General features: G+C 59.4%; 14 protein-coding genes. 9 read left to right on the top strand and 5 right to left on the bottom strand.

The window, feature by feature from the left end; genetic code table 11:
• Positions 1-13 precede the first annotated feature (13 nt).
• Both HU718_RS21990 and HU718_RS21985 read left to right on the top strand, forming a co-directional pair.
• Complete coding sequence (locus tag HU718_RS21990; protein WP_186613814.1) at positions 14-2,473, top strand: EAL domain-containing protein; 2,460 nt, start codon at positions 14-16, stop codon at positions 2,471-2,473.
• 79 nt (positions 2,474-2,552) lie between these two features.
• The gene (locus HU718_RS21985) at positions 2,553-3,314 is read left to right on the top strand and encodes an iron-containing redox enzyme family protein (protein ID WP_189683916.1); all 762 of its coding nucleotides are present in this window, start codon (positions 2,553-2,555) and stop codon (positions 3,312-3,314) included.
• A 132-nt stretch (positions 3,315-3,446) separates the two neighbouring features.
• Here HU718_RS21985 and HU718_RS21980 read toward each other — a convergent pair whose 3' ends face one another.
• The 5 genes from HU718_RS21980 to HU718_RS21960 all read right to left on the bottom strand — a co-directional run bounded on the left by HU718_RS21980 (position 3,447) and on the right by HU718_RS21960 (position 8,349).
• On the bottom strand, positions 3,447-4,373 hold the full coding sequence (locus HU718_RS21980) for a GGDEF domain-containing protein (protein WP_095120525.1): 927 nt from the start codon (positions 4,371-4,373) through the stop codon (positions 3,447-3,449).
• Between the two features lie 361 nt (positions 4,374-4,734).
• Entirely contained in the window at positions 4,735-5,475 is a 741-nt protein-coding gene (locus tag HU718_RS21975) for a YciK family oxidoreductase (RefSeq protein WP_085710824.1), read from the bottom strand.
• 108 nt (positions 5,476-5,583) lie between these two features.
• Entirely contained in the window at positions 5,584-6,255 is a 672-nt protein-coding gene (gene mupP / locus HU718_RS21970; RefSeq protein WP_038364376.1) for an N-acetylmuramic acid 6-phosphate phosphatase MupP, read from the bottom strand.
• Positions 6,256-6,259: 4 nt separating this feature from the next.
• Positions 6,260-6,958: a bifunctional 2-polyprenyl-6-hydroxyphenol methylase/3-demethylubiquinol 3-O-methyltransferase UbiG gene (ubiG, locus tag HU718_RS21965; RefSeq protein WP_016986963.1), complete on the bottom strand. Its 699-nt coding sequence runs from the start codon at positions 6,956-6,958 to the stop codon at positions 6,260-6,262.
• A gap of 56 nt (positions 6,959-7,014) precedes the next feature.
• Positions 7,015-8,349 (bottom strand): TRZ/ATZ family hydrolase, encoded by a 1,335-nt coding sequence (locus tag HU718_RS21960; protein ID WP_186613816.1) that lies wholly within the window; start codon positions 8,347-8,349, stop codon positions 7,015-7,017.
• Positions 8,350-8,457: 108 nt separating this feature from the next.
• Here HU718_RS21960 and mtnA point away from each other — a divergent pair, with 108 nt between their 5' ends.
• The 7 genes from mtnA to cmk all read left to right on the top strand — a co-directional run bounded on the left by mtnA (position 8,458) and on the right by cmk (position 19,191).
• Entirely contained in the window at positions 8,458-9,534 is a 1,077-nt protein-coding gene (mtnA, locus tag HU718_RS21955) for an S-methyl-5-thioribose-1-phosphate isomerase (RefSeq protein WP_053122467.1), read from the top strand.
• 423 nt (positions 9,535-9,957) lie between these two features.
• Positions 9,958-12,732, top strand: coding sequence for a DNA gyrase subunit A (gyrA, locus tag HU718_RS21950; protein ID WP_186613818.1), 2,775 nt, complete (start codon positions 9,958-9,960; stop codon positions 12,730-12,732).
• Between the two features lie 231 nt (positions 12,733-12,963).
• The gene (serC, locus tag HU718_RS21945) at positions 12,964-14,049 is read left to right on the top strand and encodes a 3-phosphoserine/phosphohydroxythreonine transaminase (protein WP_102899982.1); all 1,086 of its coding nucleotides are present in this window, start codon (positions 12,964-12,966) and stop codon (positions 14,047-14,049) included.
• Positions 14,049-15,143 carry a prephenate dehydratase gene (pheA, locus tag HU718_RS21940; protein WP_102899981.1) on the top strand — a complete coding sequence of 365 codons (1,095 nt, stop codon included), beginning with the start codon at positions 14,049-14,051 and terminating at the stop codon, positions 15,141-15,143. The genes serC and pheA overlap by 1 nt, the downstream gene beginning before the upstream one ends.
• 13 nt (positions 15,144-15,156) lie before the next feature.
• The gene (gene hisC / locus HU718_RS21935) at positions 15,157-16,269 is read left to right on the top strand and encodes a histidinol-phosphate transaminase (RefSeq protein WP_186613822.1); all 1,113 of its coding nucleotides are present in this window, start codon (positions 15,157-15,159) and stop codon (positions 16,267-16,269) included.
• A gap of 28 nt (positions 16,270-16,297) precedes the next feature.
• Positions 16,298-18,505 (top strand): bifunctional prephenate dehydrogenase/3-phosphoshikimate 1-carboxyvinyltransferase, encoded by a 2,208-nt coding sequence (locus tag HU718_RS21930; RefSeq protein ID WP_263596896.1) that lies wholly within the window; start codon positions 16,298-16,300, stop codon positions 18,503-18,505.
• Positions 18,502-19,191: a (d)CMP kinase gene (gene cmk / locus HU718_RS21925; RefSeq protein ID WP_064391442.1), complete on the top strand. Its 690-nt coding sequence runs from the start codon at positions 18,502-18,504 to the stop codon at positions 19,189-19,191. The genes HU718_RS21930 and cmk overlap by 4 nt, the downstream gene beginning before the upstream one ends.
• Positions 19,192-19,230: the final 39 nt, after the last annotated feature.

The following is a 19,230-nucleotide window of genomic DNA, read 5'->3' as shown; positions in this document are numbered from 1 at the left end:
CGCAAGGGATCTCATGAAGCAAAAGCGGACTCTCGGAACGCCACGGTTGTTGGGCATCGTCTGGCCATTTATTGCCGTCGTGTTGTTTCAAGCGTTATTGGGGGGCGTGAGTCTCTACGTGCTGTCAGCCGTTCGCGGTTACGTCGCCGGCGAAAGCCTTTGGTCCAAGGGCCAGAAAGACGCGATCTACTACCTCAATCTGTATGCCGATAGCCGCGACGAGGCAATTTTCCTCAAATACCGCAACGCGATTGCCGTGCCACAAGGCGGGCATCAGTTGCGCCTGGCGCTGGATCATCAACCGCCGGATCTGGCCGCAGCGCGCGAAGGTATTCTCAAGGGCGGCAACCACCCGGATGACGTCTCCAGCCTGATCTGGCTGTACCTCAACTTCCGCCATTTCAGTTATCTGGAAACTGCCATTGATCGCTGGACCGTCGGTGACGCCTATCTGGTCGAGCTGGATGATGTGGCGCAGGAGATGCACCGCAGCATCTCGCAGAACACCGCCAACAGTGCCGATGTCCAGCGCTGGAAGGCGCGGATTTTCGCCATCAATGATGGCGTCACCCCGGCGGCGAAAGCCTTCAGCGATGCTTTGGGCGAAGGCTCGCGGATGATCATGCGTCTGCTGCTGTTCACCAACCTGGCCACGGCACTTGGGTTGATCGTGCTGGCCTTGTGGCGCACACACAAACTGCTCAAGCAGCGTCATGCCTTTGCCGAGGCGCTGCAACTGGAGAAGGATCGGGCGCACGTCACCTTGCATTCGATCGGTGATGGCGTCATCACCACCGATGTCAGCGGTGCCATCGATTACATGAACCCTGCCGCCGAATCCATGACTCACTGGAAGGCCGAGCAGGCGGCCGGCCTGCCGCTGGCCGCGCTGTTCAATTTGCTCGACGACAACGCTCAGGCCGAAGGCCTGACGCTGATCGAACACATTCTCAGCGGCAAACTCAGCGGCGGTAGCGAGCATTCGAAACTGATCCAGCGCCTCGATGGCACAACGTTGTCGGTAACGCTGGTCGGCGCGCCGATCCGCAATGCCGGCAAGGTCAGCGGCACGGTGCTGGTGCTGCACGACATGACTCAGGAGCGGCAATACATCGCCAATCTGTCGTGGCAGGCGACCCATGATGCGTTGACCGGGCTGGCCAACCGCCGCGAGTTTGAATATCGCCTGGAGCAGGCGCTGCACAACCTCACGCGCCATTCCGGGCGGCATGCGCTGATGTTCCTCGACCTCGATCAATTCAAACTGGTCAACGACACCTGTGGTCACGCCGCCGGCGATGAGCTGTTGCGGCACATTTGCACGTTGTTGCAATCGGGGCTGCGCGAAGGCGATACGCTGGCGCGCCTTGGCGGTGATGAATTCGGCATTTTGCTGGAGAACTGCGCACCGGAAGCGGCGGAAAAGATAGCCGAGGCGTTGCGCCAGACGGTGCAGAATCTGCATTTTGTCTGGAAAGGGCGGCCGTTCCTGACCACGGTGAGCATTGGTCTGGTGCATGTTACGCAGACCCCGACCACCCTTGAAGCCTCATTGCGCGCGGCCGATATGGCCTGTTACATGGCCAAGGAGAAGGGCCGCAACCGGGTGCAGGTCTACCACGCCGACGATTCCGAGCTGTCGCTGCGCTTTGGCGAAATGGCGTGGGTGCAGCGTCTGCACATGGCGCTGGAAGAAAACCGTTTTTGTCTGTACGCCCAGGAAATCGCGCCGCTCAAGCCGGGCGACAACAAGGGTGGGCACATCGAGATTCTGCTGCGACTGCATGATGAAGCCGGGCGGATGATTCTGCCGGACAGTTTCATTCCAGCCGCCGAACGCTATGGTTTGATGAGTCAACTGGATCGCTGGGTAGTTCAGAACGTATTTAAGGTTATTGCTCAATGTATTGCGCAAGAGCATAAACGGCCATTAGCGATGTGTGCGATTAATCTGTCAGGCATTACTATAGGAGATGACGCATTTTTGCACTTTCTGCGTGAGCAGTTTGTTAACTATGCGATACCGCCTGAAATGATTTGTTTTGAAATTACCGAGACCAGTGCAATTTCAAACTTGGGGAGTGCAATTAGATTTATTAATGAACTCAAAGGCTTAGGTTGTTACTTCTCACTTGATGACTTTTGTGCCGGAATGTCTTCATTCGCTTATCTGAAACATTTGCCTGTAGACTTCCTGAAGATCGACGGGAGTTTCGTAAAGGATATGCTGGACGACCCGATTAACCGCGCAATGGTCGAAGTGATCAATCACATCGGGCATGTCATGGGTAAGCAGACAATTGCCGAGTTTGTTGAAACAACCCAGATCGAGCAGGCATTGCTTGAAATCGGTGTGGACTACGCTCAGGGTTATGTTATAGAACGCCCACAGTTGTTTACCTGTGACAGTTTGCAAAGTCGGCCCGCCAGACCGCAGCCGCTGTTATTCAAAGCGCCTGGCACGTTCCGTTGAAGTCTCTCGCCGATCCTTACAATCACAAATCAAAAGGAGCCGAACAGTGATCGACACATTCAACCGAACCGGACCACTCATGGAAGCTGCAAGTTATCCTGCCTGGGCGCAACAGCTCATTGAGGATTGCAGCGAGAGCAAGCGCCGGGTTGTCGAACATGAGTTGTATATGCGCATGCGGGATAACAAGCTCAGTGCCAGAACCATGCGTCAGTACCTGATTGGCGGCTGGCCAGTGGTTGAGCAGTTCGCGTTGTACATGGCGCAGAATCTCACCAAAACCCGGTTTGCCCGCCACCCCGGAGAAGACATGGCGCGGCGCTGGCTGATGCGCAATATCCGCGTTGAACTCAATCACGCTGATTACTGGGTGCATTGGAGTCGTGCCCATGGCGTCAGTCTTGAAGATCTCCAGGCCCAACATGTGCCACCGGAACTGCATGCCCTGAGTCACTGGTGCTGGCACACCAGTTCGGCCGATTCGCTGATCGTGGCTATCGCCGCCACCAACTACGCCATCGAGGGCGCGACCGGGGAGTGGTCGGCTGTGGTTTGTTCGACGGGAGTTTACGCGGCGGCGTTTCCTGAAGAAGACCGCAAGCGTGCAATGAAGTGGCTGAAGATGCATGCCCAGTATGACGATGCTCACCCTTGGGAGGCGCTGGAAATCATCTGCACCCTGGCCGGGATGAACCCGACCAAGGCTTTGCAGGAAGAACTGCGTCAGGCAGTGTGCAAGAGCTACGACTACATGTACCTGTTTCTGGAGCGTTGCATGCAACTGGAGACGTCGGAACGCTTGTTGGTCAACCGAGAGCGCAGGGCGGTAGTCGAGAGCTGATTCCGGCTACATGAAACTAATGTGGGAGCGAGCCTGCTCGCGAAAGCGGTCCGTCAGTCAACTCATGGTTGAATGTCAGATTGCATTCGCGAGCAGGCTCGCTCCCACACTGTTTTGTGTTGGTTGAACAGCTCAGCCCGCCATGGCCAAGCGATTACGCCCTTCACGCTTGGCCACGTACAGCGCACTGTCAGCGCGGCGCAGCAAGCTGTCGGCCGATTCGCCCGGCAACAACGTCGAACATCCCAGGCTCACAGTCAATTCGATCAACTGCCCGTCCGCATAGTATTCAGCCGCCTGCGTCGCATAGCGCAGGCGTTCGCCGACCATTGCGGCCGCATCCCGGCCGGTATTGGACAGCAGCACCAGAAACTCTTCGCCACCGTAACGAAATACCATGTCGACATTGCGCAGCTGCGCCTTGATGGTCGCGGCGATGGCTTTAAGTACGTCATCGCCGGCGCTGTGACCATGGCTGTCGTTGACCCGTTTGAAGTGATCGATGTCGAGCATCAGCACCGAGAGCGGCTGCACATGCCGACGCGACATGTCGATCTCGCGCTGCAAGGTCTGCTCCATGGCGATGCGGTTACCGGCGCCGGTCAGCGGATCACGCAGGGCGCTCTGCGTGGCGGCGCGGTAGAGCAGGGCATTGCGCATCGGGTACAGCAGCGACGACAACAGCGATTCAAGGTTGCCCTGATCCTGTTCGTTGAAGCGCTGATTGCGACGGAACACCAGTTCGCCCATATGCTCGCCTTCGTGGCTCAGGCTATAGCTGATCGAATGGTGGCCGCGGGTACCGAATTCCAGGCGCAGATCGCTGCCCTGGTGCACGTAGCTCAGCGCGTCCAGCGGTACAAGGCGCTGAACTTCGCGGAAAAACAGGCCGAGGATGCGTTGCGGCTCAAGACTGGTTTGCAGCTGCAGGCTCATTTGCTGACGCAATTGCGCCAGATTGGCCGGTCGCTCCAGAAGGGGCGGCAGTTGACCAAAGCCCAGGCGTTGCAATTTGGCACTGTCAAAGTCAATTGCATTGGTCTGGGAGGGTGATTTCATATGGCGTGAACCCTTAGCAGTAAGTCTGTCTTACAGGCTGGGTGAGAGCGGCTATGGGCTGCGCGTCGTACTGATCCATCAGTCCCGTAGGACGTTTGGCGTAAGTCTAGTCTGCCGGATGACGATTAGTAAGCTATCGAAATCGGGCTCGCCCCATTGCCTTCACGTGGCTTGTTTTGAGAGAAATTAGAGCGAAAGTCGTGCCATTCGGTTCGGTTTTATTTAAACCGTTTTGAATCAATGAGTTGGCTGGTGTTGAGGGATGGATGCGCTGGAAAATTGACTGAAATATGACAGTCATCAGCGGCAAATGCATGCCGCGACAGGAATCTGCCGCGGCAACAAATGCGACGTATGGCAGTTATTGCGCGTTGAATGCCTGGCCGTTGATGCCGGTGCTGTCCGGGCCCATCAGGTACAGGTAGACCGGCATGATTTCTTCCGGCGTCGGATTGTTCAGCGGGTTTTCCCCCGGATAGGCCTGAGCACGCATGCTGGTGCGCGTACCGCCGGGGTTGATGCTGTTCGAGCGTACTGGCGCCACACCGTCGACTTCATCGGCCAGGGTTTGCATCAGGCCTTCGGTAGCGAACTTCGACACGCCATAGGCGCCCCAGTACGCCCGACCCTTGCGCCCGACGCTGCTGGAAGTGAACACCACCGATGCATCCTGCGACAGCTTGAGCAGCGGCAGCAGAGTGCTGGTCAGCATGAACATGGCGTTGACGTTGACCTGCATGACGCGCATGAAGTTTTCACCGGACAACTGCTCGATCGGCGTGCGCGGGCCGATGATCGAAGCGTTGTGCAGCAATCCGTCGAGGTGGCCGAATTCGCTCTCGATCATCGCGGCCAGCTCATCGTACTGATGGGGCAGAGCGGTTTCGAGGTTGAACGGAATCACTGCCGGTTGCGGATGGCCGGCGGCTTCGATCTCGTCGTAGACCTGGGTCAGATTGGCTTCGGTTTTGCCCAGCAGCAATACCGTAGCGCCATGAGCGGCGTAGGTTTTCGCGGCCGCCGCGCCAATGCCACGACCGGCACCGGTGACCAGAATGACCCGATCCTTGAGCAATTCGGGACGAGCGGAGTAATCAAACATAAAAACCTCACAATCCATTAATAGCTAAAAGACCGCAGCCTGCGGCAGCTCCTACAGATAATCACTGCCCTGTAGGAGCTGCCGCAGGCTGCGATCTTTTGACTTTGATCAGCAACTGCAAAGCGCGCTATCGAGCACCTTGCGCAGCTCCGACGGATGATCCACCACCACGTCCGCCCCCCAATGCCGCGGGTTGTCGTCCGGGTGGATGTAGCCGAACGTCACCGCTGCCGTCTTCGTACCGGCATCGCGGCCGGATTCGATATCGCGCAGATCATCGCCGACAAACAGCACCGTCGATGGATCCAGATCAAGCATCTTGCACGCAAGGATCAACGGCTCCGGATCCGGTTTGCTGTTCTTCACGTGATCCGGGCAGATCAGCAGCGCCGAGCGCTCGGCTAGCCCCAGTTGCTGCATGATCGGCTCGGCAAAGCGCAACGGCTTGTTGGTCACCACGCCCCAGATCAAATTGGCCTTCTCGATGTCGGCGAGCAGTTCACCCATGCCGTCGAACAGCTTGCTGTGTACGGCGCAACCGACCAGATAGCGCTCGAGGAACTCCAGACGCAGTTCTTCGAAGCCCGGCGACTCGGGGTCCATCGAGAACGTCACCGCAACCATGGCCTTGGCGCCGCCGGAGATCTCGTCGCGGATGTGCTTGTCGTTGATCGGCGGCAAGCCGCGATCGGCGCGCATCGCCTGGCAGATGGCGATGAAGTCCGGCGCCGTGTCGAGCAGGGTGCCGTCCATGTCGAAGAGAACTGCTCTGATGGCCATCGGCTTACTCCTCGCGCAGGGTCTGGATCATGTAGTTGACGTCAACATCGTTGGCCAGCTTGTAGTGCTTGGTCAGCGGGTTGTAGGTCAAGCCGATGATGTCCTTGACGGTCAGGCCGGCCATGCGGCTCCATGCGCCGAGCTCGGACGGGCGAATGAATTTCTTGAAGTCGTGGGTGCCGCGCGGCAGCAGCTTCATGATGTATTCAGCGCCGATGATGGCGAACAGATACGCCTTCGGGTTGCGGTTGATGGTCGAGAAGAACACTTGGCCGCCCGGTTTGACCATGCGGAAGCATGCGCGAATCACCGACGATGGATCAGGCACGTGTTCGAGCATCTCAAGGCAGGTCACTACGTCGAACTGCTCAGGCATTTCTTCAGCGAGGTCTTCGGCAGTGATCTGGCGATATTCGACGTTGACGCCGGATTCCAGCTGATGCAGTTGCGCGACCGCCAGTGGCGCTTCGCCCATGTCGATGCCCATCACGGTCGCGCCACGCTGGGCCATGGCTTCGCTGAGAATGCCGCCGCCGCAACCGACGTCGAGGACTTTCTTGCCGGCCAGATTGACCCGCTCGTCAATCCAGTTGACCCGCAGCGGATTGATGTCGTGCAGTGGTTTGAACTCGCTTTCACGATCCCACCAGCGATGGGCCAGGGCTTCGAATTTGGCGATTTCGGCGTGGTCGACGTTACTCATGTTAAATCCTCTGAAACTTGAAAAAGGCTGTAGCCCCGGAGTGTGTTCCGGGGTTTTTACGATTCTTTATGGCCGCTGATGCGTTGGCCCCAGGCCCGGGCGGTGGCGCCCAGTTGTGTTTCGTCCATTCGCGTCAGGCGACGGTCGTCGAGCAGTTGTTTGCCAGCGACCCACAGATGCTTCACGCAGTCGCGGCCGGTGGCGTATATAAGCTGCGAAACCGGGTCATACACCGGTTGCTGCGCCAGACCGGACAGGTCGAAAGCGACGATGTCGGCAGCTTTGCCTATCTCCAGCGAGCCAACTTGCGTTTCGATCCCCAGCGCCCGCGCGCCATTCAGGGTGGCCATGCGCAGCGCCCGATGGGCGTCCAGCGCGGTGGCGGAGCCGGCGACGGCTTTGGCCAGCAGGGCGGCGGTGCGGGTTTCGCCGAGCAGATCGAGATCGTTATTGCTGGCGGCGCCATCGGTGCCGACCGCGACATTTACCCCAGCCTGCCACAAACGCTCGACCGGGCAGAAGCCGCTGGCCAGTTTCAAGTTGGATTCCGGGCAATGGATCACGCTGGTGTTGCTTTCTACCAGCAACGCCAGGTCGTCATCGCTGATCTGGGTCATGTGCACGGCCTGGAAGCGCGGGCCGAGCAGGCCAAGACGACCGAGGCGGGCCAGCGGACGTTCGCCGCGCTGCTCCAGTGACTGCTGAACTTCGAACGCGGTTTCATGGACATGCATGTGGATCGAGGCGTCCAACTCCTCGGCAATCACGCGGATTTTCTCGAGATTCTCGTCGCCGACGGTGTACGGTGCATGAGGGCCGAAGGTGATCTTGATGCGTTCGTGATGCTTCAGATCGCCGAACAGTTCGACGCCCTGACGAATGGCTTCATCGGCGCTGCTGGCGCCCGGGATCGGGAAATCGAGGATCGGAATGGCGATCTGCGCGCGAATGCCGCTGTTGTGCACGCGCTCGCTGGCGACTTTCGGGAAGAAATACATGTCCGAGAAACAAGTGATGCCGCCCTTGATCTGCTCGGCAATGGCCAGATCGGTGCCGTCACGGACGAAATCTTCATTGACCCATTTCGCTTCGGCCGGCCAGATGTGGTTTTCCAGCCATGTCATCAGCGGCAGATCATCGGCCAGGCCACGGAACAATGTCATCGCCGCGTGGCCGTGGGCATTGATCAGGCCGGGGGCGAGCAGCACATCCGGCAGTTCGCGAACTTCAGTGGCGTTACACTTCAATGCTTCGGCGCGCGGGCCGATAAACACGATGCGACCGTCGCGGATGCCCAGGCCGTGCTCTTTGAGCACAACGCCTGCAGGTTCGACGGGTACCAGCCAGGTCGGCAGCAATAATAAGTCGAGCGCAATGGCAGGTTTCGGCATCGAGGGTCGGTTCCAGTGCTTTTGTAAAGGATGGCGAAGTATACCCGAGCGTCTTCGCGGGGGGATCGCTATAATCGGCGGCTTTTGTTCATGAGTGCGGGGTGTGGGATGCGCGATCGACTGTTGGCTGCGGAGAAAGTGAAGGCCATCGATTGGCGAGATGGCGCGCTGCACCTGCTGGATCAGCGTATTTTGCCGTTCGAAGAAACGTGGATTGCCTACACCAGTGCCGCCGGCGTGGCCGAGGCGATTCGCTCGATGGTGGTGCGTGGCGCGCCGGCCATCGGCATCAGTGCGGCCTATGGCATCGTCCTCGCGGCGCGTGCGCGGATCGCTGAAGGTGGCGATTGGTACGCGGCGCTGGAAGAGGATTTTGCCTTGCTGGCCGACTCCCGTCCGACGGCGGTCAATCTGTTCTGGGCGCTCGGCCGTATGCATGATCGCCTCGATCGCTTGAAAGAGAATGCCGATCCGCTGGCGGCACTGGAAGCCGAAGCCATCGCTATCCATGAAAGCGACCGCGAAGCCAATCTGACCATGGCGCAGCTCGGCGTCGACCTGATCCGCAAACATCAGGGCAACGCCCAGGCGATTCTGACCCACTGCAATACCGGCGCGCTGGCTACCGGTGGTTTCGGTACGGCGTTGGGAGTGATTCGTGCAGCCTTTATTGAAGGCATGGTCGAGCGCGTTTATGCCGACGAAACCCGTCCATGGCTGCAGGGCTCGCGCCTGACTGCGTGGGAACTGGCCAACGAAGGCATTCCGGTAACTCTGAATGCCGACTCCGCCGCTGCGCACATCATGAAAACCAAAGGCGTGACCTGGGTGATCGTCGGCGCCGACCGCATCACGGCCAACGGTGATGTGGCGAACAAGATCGGCACCTATCAACTGGCGGTCAACGCCATGCACCACGGCGTGCGTTTCATGGTGGTGGCGCCGAGTTCGACCATCGACATGAACCTGGCTAGCGGTGACGACATTCCGATTGAAGAGCGTGACGGCGCCGAGTTGCTGGAAGTCGGCGGCAAGCGTGTCGGTGCGGATGTTGAAGCGTTCAATCCGGTGTTTGACGTGACGCCGGCGGATCTCATCGACGCGATCGTCACCGAAAAAGGCATCGTCGAGCGTCCGGATACCGCGAAAATGGCCCAGTTGATGTGCCGCAAGCGCCTGCACTGATTGGCTTGATGTCTGCGTTGTCCTCTTCGCGAGCAGGCTCGCTCCCACAGGTTTTGTGATCGCCACGAAGCAATGTGGGAGCGAGCCTGCTCGCGAAAGGGCCCTAAAAGTCAATAAACATCGCTAAACCGAAGCTCAAATCTGCATTCAAAGAAGCTCTGAGCCTCTCTCGTCCCCGTTAAGCCTGTCACCGGTCAACTAACTATGCTCCATGCGCATCAGGGGGATAGGTGCGTGGCGGCCTTTGTGATAACATCCGGCGTTTTCCGAGGCAGCTCCACGGAGCTGTCTTTACTGCGCAAATCCGCGATCCAATGTTGATTTGTCGTAAGTCGGCGCATGGCACTCGGCCGGCCCCGACGAGCTTCGTTGCTCCCACATGGATATGACGAAGTTTCACCAGAAAAAGGAATCAGGCTTCTCATGGGCGAACTGGCCAAAGAAATCCTCCCGGTCAATATCGAAGACGAGCTGAAACAGTCCTACCTCGACTACGCGATGAGCGTGATCGTCGGCCGTGCACTGCCGGATGCGCGCGATGGCCTCAAGCCCGTGCACCGTCGCGTACTGTTTGCGATGAGCGAGCTGGGCAACGACTTCAACAAGCCGTACAAGAAATCTGCCCGTGTTGTCGGCGACGTGATCGGTAAGTATCACCCGCACGGTGACACTGCCGTGTACGACACCATCGTTCGTATGGCTCAGCCTTTCTCCCTGCGCTACCTGCTGGTAGACGGTCAGGGCAACTTCGGTTCGGTCGACGGCGACAACGCTGCGGCCATGCGATACACCGAAGTGCGCATGACCAAACTGGCGCACGAACTGCTGGCTGACCTGCACAAGGAAACCGTGGACTGGGTGCCGAACTACGACGGCACCGAAATGATCCCGGCGGTCATGCCGACCCGTATCCCGAACCTGCTGGTCAACGGCTCCAGCGGTATCGCCGTGGGCATGGCGACCAACATTCCGCCACACAACCTCGGTGAAGTGATTGATGGTTGCCTGGCACTCATCGACAACCCTGAGCTGACCGTCGACGAGTTGATGCAGTACATCCCCGGTCCGGACTTCCCGACCGCCGCGATCATCAATGGTCGCGCCGGCATCATCGAAGCCTACCGCACCGGTCGCGGGCGCATTTATATGCGCGCCCGCTCGATCATCGAGGACATCGACAAGGTCGGTGGCCGTCAGCAGATCGTCATCACCGAACTCCCCTACCAGCTGAACAAGGCGCGTCTGATCGAGAAGATCGCCGAGCTGGTCAAAGAGAAGAAGCTGGAAGGCATCACTGAACTGCGCGACGAGTCCGACAAGGACGGTATGCGCGTCGTGATCGAGCTGCGTCGCGGCGAAGTGCCTGAGGTGATCCTCAACAACCTCTACGCCCAGACCCAGCTGCAATCGGTATTCGGTATCAACATCGTTGCGCTGATCGACGGCCGCCCACGCATCCTGAACCTCAAGGATCTGCTGGAAGCCTTCGTCCGTCACCGTCGCGAAGTCGTTACCCGTCGCACCGTGTTCGAACTGCGCAAGGCGCGTGAGCGTGGCCACATTCTCGAAGGCCAGGCCGTTGCCCTGTCGAACATCGACCCGGTCATCGCCCTGATCAAAGCCTCGCCGACCCCTTCGGAAGCCAAAGAAGCGCTGATCAGCACGCCGTGGGAATCCTCGGCGGTGGTGGCGATGGTTGAACGTGCCGGTGCCGATTCGTGCCGTCCGGAAAACCTCGACCCGCAATACGGTCTGCGCGAAGGCAAGTACTTCCTGTCGCCAGAACAGGCGCAAGCCATTCTGGAACTGCGTCTGCACCGTCTGACCGGTCTGGAACACGAAAAACTGCTGGCTGAGTATCAAGAGATCCTCAACCAGATCGGCGAGCTGATCCGCATCCTCAACAGCGCTGTGCGCTTGATGGAAGTGATCCGCGAAGAGCTGGAAGTGATTCGTGCCGAATACGGCGACGTGCGTCGCACCGAAATTCTCGATGCCCGTCTCGACCTGACCCTGGGTGACATGATCCCGGAAGAAGAGCGCGTCGTGACCATTTCCCACGGTGGCTACGCCAAGACCCAGCCATTGGCTGCGTACCAGGCTCAGCGTCGTGGCGGTAAAGGCAAATCGGCCACCGGCGTCAAGGATGAGGACTACATCGCTCACCTGCTGGTTGCCAACAGCCACACCACGCTGTTGCTGTTCTCCAGCAAGGGCAAGGTGTACTGGCTCAAGACCTACGAAATCCCGGAAGCGTCCCGCGCTGCCCGTGGTCGTCCGCTGGTCAACCTTCTGCCGTTGAGCGAAGGCGAATACATCACCACCATGCTGCCGGTCGATCTCGAAGCCATGAAGCGTCAGGCTGATGAAGAAGAAGCCGAAGGCGTCGAGGCTGATGTAGAAGAGATCGAAAACAGCAACGAAACCGATGAAGAGCGTCGCGCTCGCATCAGGGCTGCCGATCGCAAGAAAGCGCCGTTCATCTTCATGTCGACTGCCAACGGTACCGTGAAGAAGACTCCGCTGGTGGCCTTCAGCCGTCAGCGCAGCGTCGGTCTGATCGCGCTGGAGCTGGACGAAGGCGACATCCTGATCTCCGCCGCCATCACCGATGGCGAGAAGGAAATCATGCTGTTCTCCGACGGCGGCAAAGTGACTCGCTTCAAGGAATCCGAAGTTCGCGCCATGGGCCGTACCGCCCGCGGTGTGCGTGGTATGCGTCTGCCGGAAGGGCAGAAGTTGATCTCCATGCTGATTCCGGAAGAAGGCAGCGAAATCCTGACGGCGTCCGAGCGCGGCTACGGCAAGCGCACGGCGATCACCGAGTTCCCTGAATACAAGCGTGGCGGTCAGGGCGTAATCGCCATGGTCAGCAACGAGCGTAATGGCCGACTGGTCGGCGCGGTTCAGGTGCAGGATGGCGAAGAAATCATGCTGATCTCCGATCAGGGCACTCTGGTACGTACCCGTGTCGACGAAGTGTCGAGCCTGGGTCGTAACACTCAAGGTGTGACGCTGATCAAGCTGGCCAAGGATGAAACCCTGGTTGGGCTGGAGCGGGTTCAGGAGCCTTCGGAAATTGAAGGTGAAGAGCTCGAAGGTGAAGAGAGCGAGGAATTCGAAGGCACTGTCGTAAACGACGATGCCGGTGAAGACCAGCAACTCGACGCCGCAGCAGACGAAGAGCCGCAAGAATAAGCGGACAAATAAGGGGGCGGATGAGAATTCGCCCCCTTGTTATTTGTCCGGTATGAAATTTCGACATCATGGAGATCCCCTGTGGGAGCGAGCCTGCTCGCGAATGCAGGCGCTGCGGTACCTCTGACGCACCGCGGTGATGCATTCGCGAGCAGGCTCGCTCCCACAGGGCCGTGTTGATCGGTAGTGTGATTTATTGCGTGATACCACCAAATCAGAGCGAGATTGGATGTGAGCAAGCGAGCCTATAACTTCTGCGCCGGTCCTGCGGCGCTTCCCGAAGCTGTCCTGCAGCGCGCCCAGGGTGAACTCCTTGATTGGCACGGCAAGGGTCTGTCGGTCATGGAAATGAGCCATCGCAGCGATGAGTTCGTGTCCATCGCCACCCAGGCCGAGCAGGATCTGCGTGACCTGCTGAATATCCCGTCGAACTATAAAGTGCTGTTTCTGCAAGGTGGCGCCAGCCAGCAATTCGCGCAGATCCCGCTCAACCTGTTGCCGGAAAACGGCTCGGCCGACTACATCGATACCGGTATCTGGTCGCAGAAAGCCATCGAAGAAGCCTCGCGCTACGGTCACGTCAACGTTGCCGCTACCGCCAAGCCTTACGACTATTTCGCCATCCCGGGCCAGAACGAGTGGAACCTGTCGAAAGACGCCGCTTACGTTCACTACGCACCGAACGAAACCATCGGCGGTCTGGAATTCCAGTGGATCCCGGAAACCGGTGACGTGCCGCTGGTGGCTGACATGTCTTCGGATATTCTGTCGCGTCCGGTCGACATCTCGCGTTTCGGCATGATCTACGCCGGCGCGCAGAAAAACATCGGCCCGAGCGGTATCGTCGTCAACATCATCCGCGAAGACCTGCTGGGCAAGGCGCGTGCGCTGTGCCCGACCATGCTCGACTACAAAGTCGCGGCGGATAACGGCTCGATGTACAACACCCCACCGACTCTGGCCTGGTACCTGTCCGGTCTGGTGTTCCAGTGGCTGAAAGAGCAGGGTGGCGTTGAAGCCATCGCCAAACTGAATGACGTCAAGCAACGCACGCTGTATGACTTCATCGACGCCAGCGGCCTCTACAGCAACCCGATCAACAAGTCGGACCGCTCGTGGATGAACGTGCCGTTCCGTCTGGCTGATGATCGTCTCGACAAGCCTTTCCTGGTCGGTGCCGAAGAGCGCGGTTTGCTCAATCTGAAGGGCCACCGCTCCGTGGGCGGCATGCGCGCCTCCATCTACAACGCCGTCGACATCACCGCGGTTAATGCGCTGGTGGCATACATGGCTGAATTCGAGAAGGAACACGGCTGATGTCCGAGCAAGAACTCAAGGCACTGCGCGTTCGCATTGACGCTCTGGACACCAAAGTCATGGAGCTGATCAGTGAGCGTGCGCGTTGCGCCCAGGAAGTCGCGCGAGTAAAGATGGCCTCGCTGGCCGAAGGCGAAGTGCCGGTGTTCTATCGTCCTGAGCGTGAAGCTCAGGTGCTCAAGCGTGTCATGGAGCGCAATCAGGGGCCGCTGGGCAACGAAGAGATGGCGCGGTTGTTCCGCGAAATCATGTCGTCGTGCCTGGCGCTGGAGCAGCCGCTGAAAGTGGCTTACCTCGGCCCTGAAGGCACCTTCACCCAGGCGGCGGCAATGAAGCACTTCGGTCACGCGGTGATCAGCAAGCCGATGGCGGCGATCGACGAAGTGTTCCGTGAAGTGGCGGCCGGTGCGGTGAATTTTGGCGTGGTCCCGGTGGAAAACTCCACCGAAGGCGCGGTCAACCACACGCTGGACAGCTTCCTCGAGCACGACATGGTCATCTGTGGCGAAGTCGAGCTGCGCATTCACCATCACCTGTTGGTCGGTGAAAGTACCAAGACCGACAGCATCAGCCGCATCTATTCCCACGCGCAGTCGCTGGCCCAGTGCCGCAAGTGGCTGGATGCGCATTACCCGAATGTCGAGCGCGTGGCGGTGTCGAGCAACGCCGAAGCGGCCAAGCGGGTCAAAGGTGAGTGGAATTCGGCGGCGATTGCCGGCGACATGGCGGCAGGGCTGTATGGCCTGACCCGTCTGGCCGAGAAGATCGAAGACCGTCCGGATAACTCGACGCGCTTCCTGATGATTGGTAACCAGGAAGTGCCGCCGACCGGCGACGACAAGACTTCGATCATCGTGTCGATGAGCAACAAGCCCGGCGCGCTCCACGAGCTGCTGGTGCCGTTCCATGACAACGGGATCGACCTGACCCGTATCGAAACCCGTCCGTCGCGCAGCGGCAAATGGACCTACGTGTTCTTCATCGACTTTGTCGGCCACCACCGTGATCCGTTGATCAAGGGTGTGCTGGAAAAGATCAGTCAGGAAGCAGTAGCACTCAAAGTGCTGGGTTCCTACCCGAAAGCAGTTCTCTAAGGGGCGGTAGCAAATGAGTGGCAACTTCCTCGCTCTGGCACAGCCGGGCGTGCAACAACTTTCGCCGTACGTTCCGGGCAAGCCTGTGGACGAACTGGCGCGCGAGCTGGATCTGGATCCGGCCAAAATCGTCAAACTGGCGAGCAACGAAAACCCGTTGGGTGCCAGCCCGAAAGCCTTGGCGGCGATCCGCGAAGAGCTGGCTGAGTTGACTCGTTACCCGGACGGCAATGGTTTCGCGCTGAAATCCCTGCTGGCGGAGCAATGCCGTGTCGAACTGAACCAGGTCACTCTGGGTAACGGTTCCAACGATATTCTTGAGCTGGTCGCGCGCGCCTATCTGGCGCCGGGCCTGAACGCTGTGTTCAGTGAGCACGCGTTCGCGGTGTATCCAATTGCTACTCAAGCGGTCGGTGCTCAGGCCAAAGTGGTACCGGCCAAGGATTGGGGGCATGACCTGCCTGCGATGCTGGCGGCAATCGATGCCAACACCCGCGTGGTGTTTATCGCCAACCCGAACAATCCGACCGGCACCTGGTTCGGCGCAGAAGCGCTGGACGAATTCCTCCAGGATGTTCCGGAGCATGTGCTGGTGGTGCTCGACGAGGCGTACATCGAGTACGCCGAAGGCAGCGATCTGCCGGACGGTCTGGATTTCCTTGCCGCTTACCCGAATCTGCTGGTGTCGCGCACGTTCTCCAAGGCCTATGGTCTGGCGGCATTGCGCGTCGGCTACGGTCTGTCGACTCCGGTTGTCGCTGACGTGCTGAACCGTGTTCGCCAGCCGTTCAACGTTAACAGTCTGGCTCTCGCGGCAGCCTGTGCGGCGCTGAAGGATGAGGAATATCTGGCGCAAAGCCGCCAGCTCAACGAGTCGGGCATGCAGCAGTTGCAGGCCGGTTTCCGTGAGTTGGGGCTGAGCTGGATCGAATCCAAAGGCAACTTTATCTGCGTCGACCTCACTCAAGTCGCAGCCCCGGTGTTTCAGGGCTTGCTGCGCGAAGGCGTGATCGTGCGTCCGGTGGCCAACTACGGCATGCCGAACCACCTGCGGGTGACCATCGGTCTGCCGGCGGAAAACAGCCGCTTCCTTGAAGCGCTGCGCAAGGTTCTGGCTCGTGGGTGATGTCACTGCACTGCAATCTGCTGCACCTATGATCGGTCGCCTTGTGGTGGTCGGTCTGGGGTTGATCGGTGGTTCGTTTGCCAAAGGCTTGCGTGAAAGCGGTATCTGCCGCGAAGTGGTCGGGGTCGATCTCGATCCGCAATCGCGCAAGCTGGCGGTCGAGTTGGGTGTGGTTGATCGTTGTGAGGATGACTTGGCAACTGCATGCCAAGGCGCTGATGTGATTCAGCTGGCGGTGCCGATTCTGGCCATGGAAAAAGTACTCGCGCGTCTGGCGAGCATGGATCTGGGGCAGGCGATTCTGACCGATGTCGGCAGCGCCAAAGGCAATGTGGTGCGCGCGGCGACCGAGGCGTTCGGTGGTATGCCGGCGCGTTTCGTGCCGGGGCATCCGATTGCCGGTTCCGAGCAGAGCGGGGTGGAAGCCTCCAATGCCGAGCTGTTCCGTCGTCACAAGGTGATTCTCACGCCGCTCGAGCAAACCGATCCGGCGGCGCTGGCCGTGGTCGATCGTCTGTGGCGCGAATTGGGCGCTGACGTCGAGCATATGCAGGTCGAGCGTCACGATGAGGTGCTGGCCGCGACCAGTCATCTACCGCACCTGCTGGCCTTCGGTCTGGTCGATTCGTTGGCCAAGCGCAATGAAAATCTTGAGATCTTCCGTTACGCTGCGGGCGGTTTCCGCGATTTCACAAGAATCGCCGGAAGCGACCCGGTGATGTGGCACGACATCTTCCTCGCCAACCGCGAGGCTGTCCTGCGCACACTCGATACATTTCGCAGCGACCTCGACGCCTTGCGCGACGCGGTCGATGCAGGGGATGGGCACCAATTGTTGGGCGTTTTCACGCGCGCCCGGGTTGCCCGCGAGCATTTCAGTAAAATCCTGGCCCGCAGGGCCTATGTGGACGCTATGAATTCCAACGATCTGATCTTCCTGGCTCAACCTGGTGGCCGCCTGTCCGGTCGGATTCGCGTACCGGGTGACAAATCCATTTCCCACCGTTCGATCATGCTCGGCTCGCTTGCCGAAGGCGTCACCGAAGTCGAAGGCTTCCTTGAGGGCGAAGACGCCCTGGCGACCTTGCAGGCATTCCGCGACATGGGCGTGGTTATCGAAGGCCCGCATCACGGCCGCGTGACCATTCACGGTGTCGGCCTGCACGGTCTGAAACCGGCGCCGGGCCCGATCTATCTGGGCAACTCCGGTACCTCGATGCGTCTGCTGTCCGGTTTGCTGGCCGCGCAGAACTTCGACAGTGTTTTGACGGGTGATGCGTCGCTTTCGAAGCGCCCGATGAATCGCGTAGCCAATCCACTGCGTGAAATGGGAGCGGTGATTGAAACTGCTGCTGAAGGTCGTCCACCGATGACCATTCGTGGCGGTCACAAGCTCAAAGGCCTGACCTACACCATGCCGATGGCCAGTGCTCAGGTGAAATCCTGCCTGCTGCTCGCCGGTCTGTACGCTGAAGGCAAGACCACTGTGACCGAGCCGGCTCCGACTCGCGACCATACCGAGCGCATGCTGCGTGGTTTCGGTTATCCGGTCAGCGTTGAAGGTGCGACGGCTTCGGTTGAGTCTGGCGGTAAGCTGACCGCGACTCACATTGAAGTGCCTGGCGATATCTCCTCGTCGGCGTTCTTCCTGGTGGCAGCGTCGATCGCCGAGGGTTCGGAGCTGGTGCTCGAGCACGTCGGCATCAATCCGACCCGTACTGGCGTGATCGACATCCTGCGTCTGATGGGCGCGGACATCACTCTGGAAAACCAGCGTGAAGTCGGCGGCGAGCCGGTGGCTGACCTGCGCGTGCGGGCAGCTAAACTCAAAGGTATCGAGATTCCCGAAGAGCTGGTTCCGCTGGCCATCGACGAATTCCCGGTGCTGTTCGTGGCGGCTGCCTGTGCGGAAGGTCGTACCGTGCTGACTGGCGCTGAAGAGCTGCGGGTCAAGGAATCGGATCGTATCCAGGTGATGGCGGACGGTCTGTTGGCGCTGGGCGTGAAATGCCAGCCAACCCCAGACGGCATTATCATCGATGGCGGCCAGATCGGCGGCGGCGAAGTGCATGGTCACGGCGATCACCGTATTGCGATGGCGTTCAGCGTTGCCTCGTTGCGCGCCACTGCACCGATCCGCATCCATGATTGCGCTAACGTCGCGACGTCGTTCCCCAACTTCCTCGCGCTGTGCGGGCAGGTCGGTATTCGTGTGGCACAAGAGGCTCAGTCGTGAAAAACATTGCACCGGTCATCACCATTGATGGGCCAAGCGGCTCGGGCAAGGGCACGGTCGCCGGGATTCTGGCCAAGCGTCTGGGCTGGAATCTGCTGGATTCCGGTGCGCTTTATCGCCTGCTGGCGTTTGCTGCGCACAATCATGGTGTCGACCTGACCAATGAAGAGCTGCTGAAGAAACTCGCCGCTCATCTGGATGTTCAGTTCATTGCCGCGACCGAAGGTCAGCTGCAACGGATCATCCTGGAAGGTGACGAAGTCAGCGATGTCATTCGCACCGAAAGCGTCGGTTCCGGTGCTTCGCAAGTGGCTGCATTGCCCGCCGTGCGCGAGGCGCTGCTGCAGCGCCAGCGTGCTTTTCAGGAAGCGCCGGGGCTGGTGGCCGATGGTCGCGACATGGGAACCGTGGTTTTTCCTGATGCGCCGCTGAAGATTTTCCTGACCGCCAGTGCCGAGGAGCGGGCGCGCCGTCGATATTTGCAGTTGAAGGGCAAAGTCGAGGGTGTTAGTCTGTCGAGTCTGCTAGATGAGATCCGTGCACGCGACGAGCGTGACACCCAGCGAGCGGTAGCCCCGCTTAAGCCGGCGGCTGACGCCATACAGCTGGATTCCACGGAGTTGTCCATCGATCAGGTGCTTGAACGCATCATGAGCGAGATCGCCATTCGCGATATCGCCGGGTGACCAAGAAGGTTGCAGGGGACCAGTCATAGTCCTGCGGCG

This window comes from Pseudomonas tensinigenes, from assembly GCF_014268445.2.
Taxonomy (GTDB): domain Bacteria; phylum Pseudomonadota; class Gammaproteobacteria; order Pseudomonadales; family Pseudomonadaceae; genus Aquipseudomonas; species Aquipseudomonas tensinigenes.
The sequence above is the reverse complement of the archived record's forward strand: the minus strand, read 5'-3'. Positions and strand labels throughout refer to the sequence as shown.

Excerpts from the sequence above, each read along its gene's own strand:
- mtnA (WP_053122467.1), top strand. The coding sequence starts at position 8,458 with ATGCGCGATCGACTGTTGGCTGCGGAGAAAGTGAAGGCCATCGATTGG.
- pheA (WP_102899981.1), top strand. The coding sequence starts at position 14,049 with ATGTCCGAGCAAGAACTCAAGGCACTGCGCGTTCGCATTGACGCTCTG.
- HU718_RS21980 (WP_095120525.1), bottom strand. The coding sequence starts at position 4,373 with ATGAAATCACCCTCCCAGACCAATGCAATTGACTTTGACAGTGCCAAA.
- HU718_RS21985 (WP_189683916.1), top strand. The coding sequence starts at position 2,553 with ATGGAAGCTGCAAGTTATCCTGCCTGGGCGCAACAGCTCATTGAGGAT.
- mupP (WP_038364376.1), bottom strand. The coding sequence starts at position 6,255 with ATGGCCATCAGAGCAGTTCTCTTCGACATGGACGGCACCCTGCTCGAC.
- ubiG (WP_016986963.1), bottom strand. The coding sequence starts at position 6,958 with ATGAGTAACGTCGACCACGCCGAAATCGCCAAATTCGAAGCCCTGGCC.
- gyrA (WP_186613818.1), top strand. The coding sequence starts at position 9,958 with ATGGGCGAACTGGCCAAAGAAATCCTCCCGGTCAATATCGAAGACGAG.
- HU718_RS21930 (WP_263596896.1), top strand. The coding sequence starts at position 16,298 with ATGATCGGTCGCCTTGTGGTGGTCGGTCTGGGGTTGATCGGTGGTTCG.
- hisC (WP_186613822.1), top strand. The coding sequence starts at position 15,157 with ATGAGTGGCAACTTCCTCGCTCTGGCACAGCCGGGCGTGCAACAACTT.
- HU718_RS21975 (WP_085710824.1), bottom strand. The coding sequence starts at position 5,475 with ATGTTTGATTACTCCGCTCGTCCCGAATTGCTCAAGGATCGGGTCATT.
- HU718_RS21990 (WP_186613814.1), top strand. The coding sequence starts at position 14 with ATGAAGCAAAAGCGGACTCTCGGAACGCCACGGTTGTTGGGCATCGTC.
- HU718_RS21960 (WP_186613816.1), bottom strand. The coding sequence starts at position 8,349 with ATGCCGAAACCTGCCATTGCGCTCGACTTATTATTGCTGCCGACCTGG.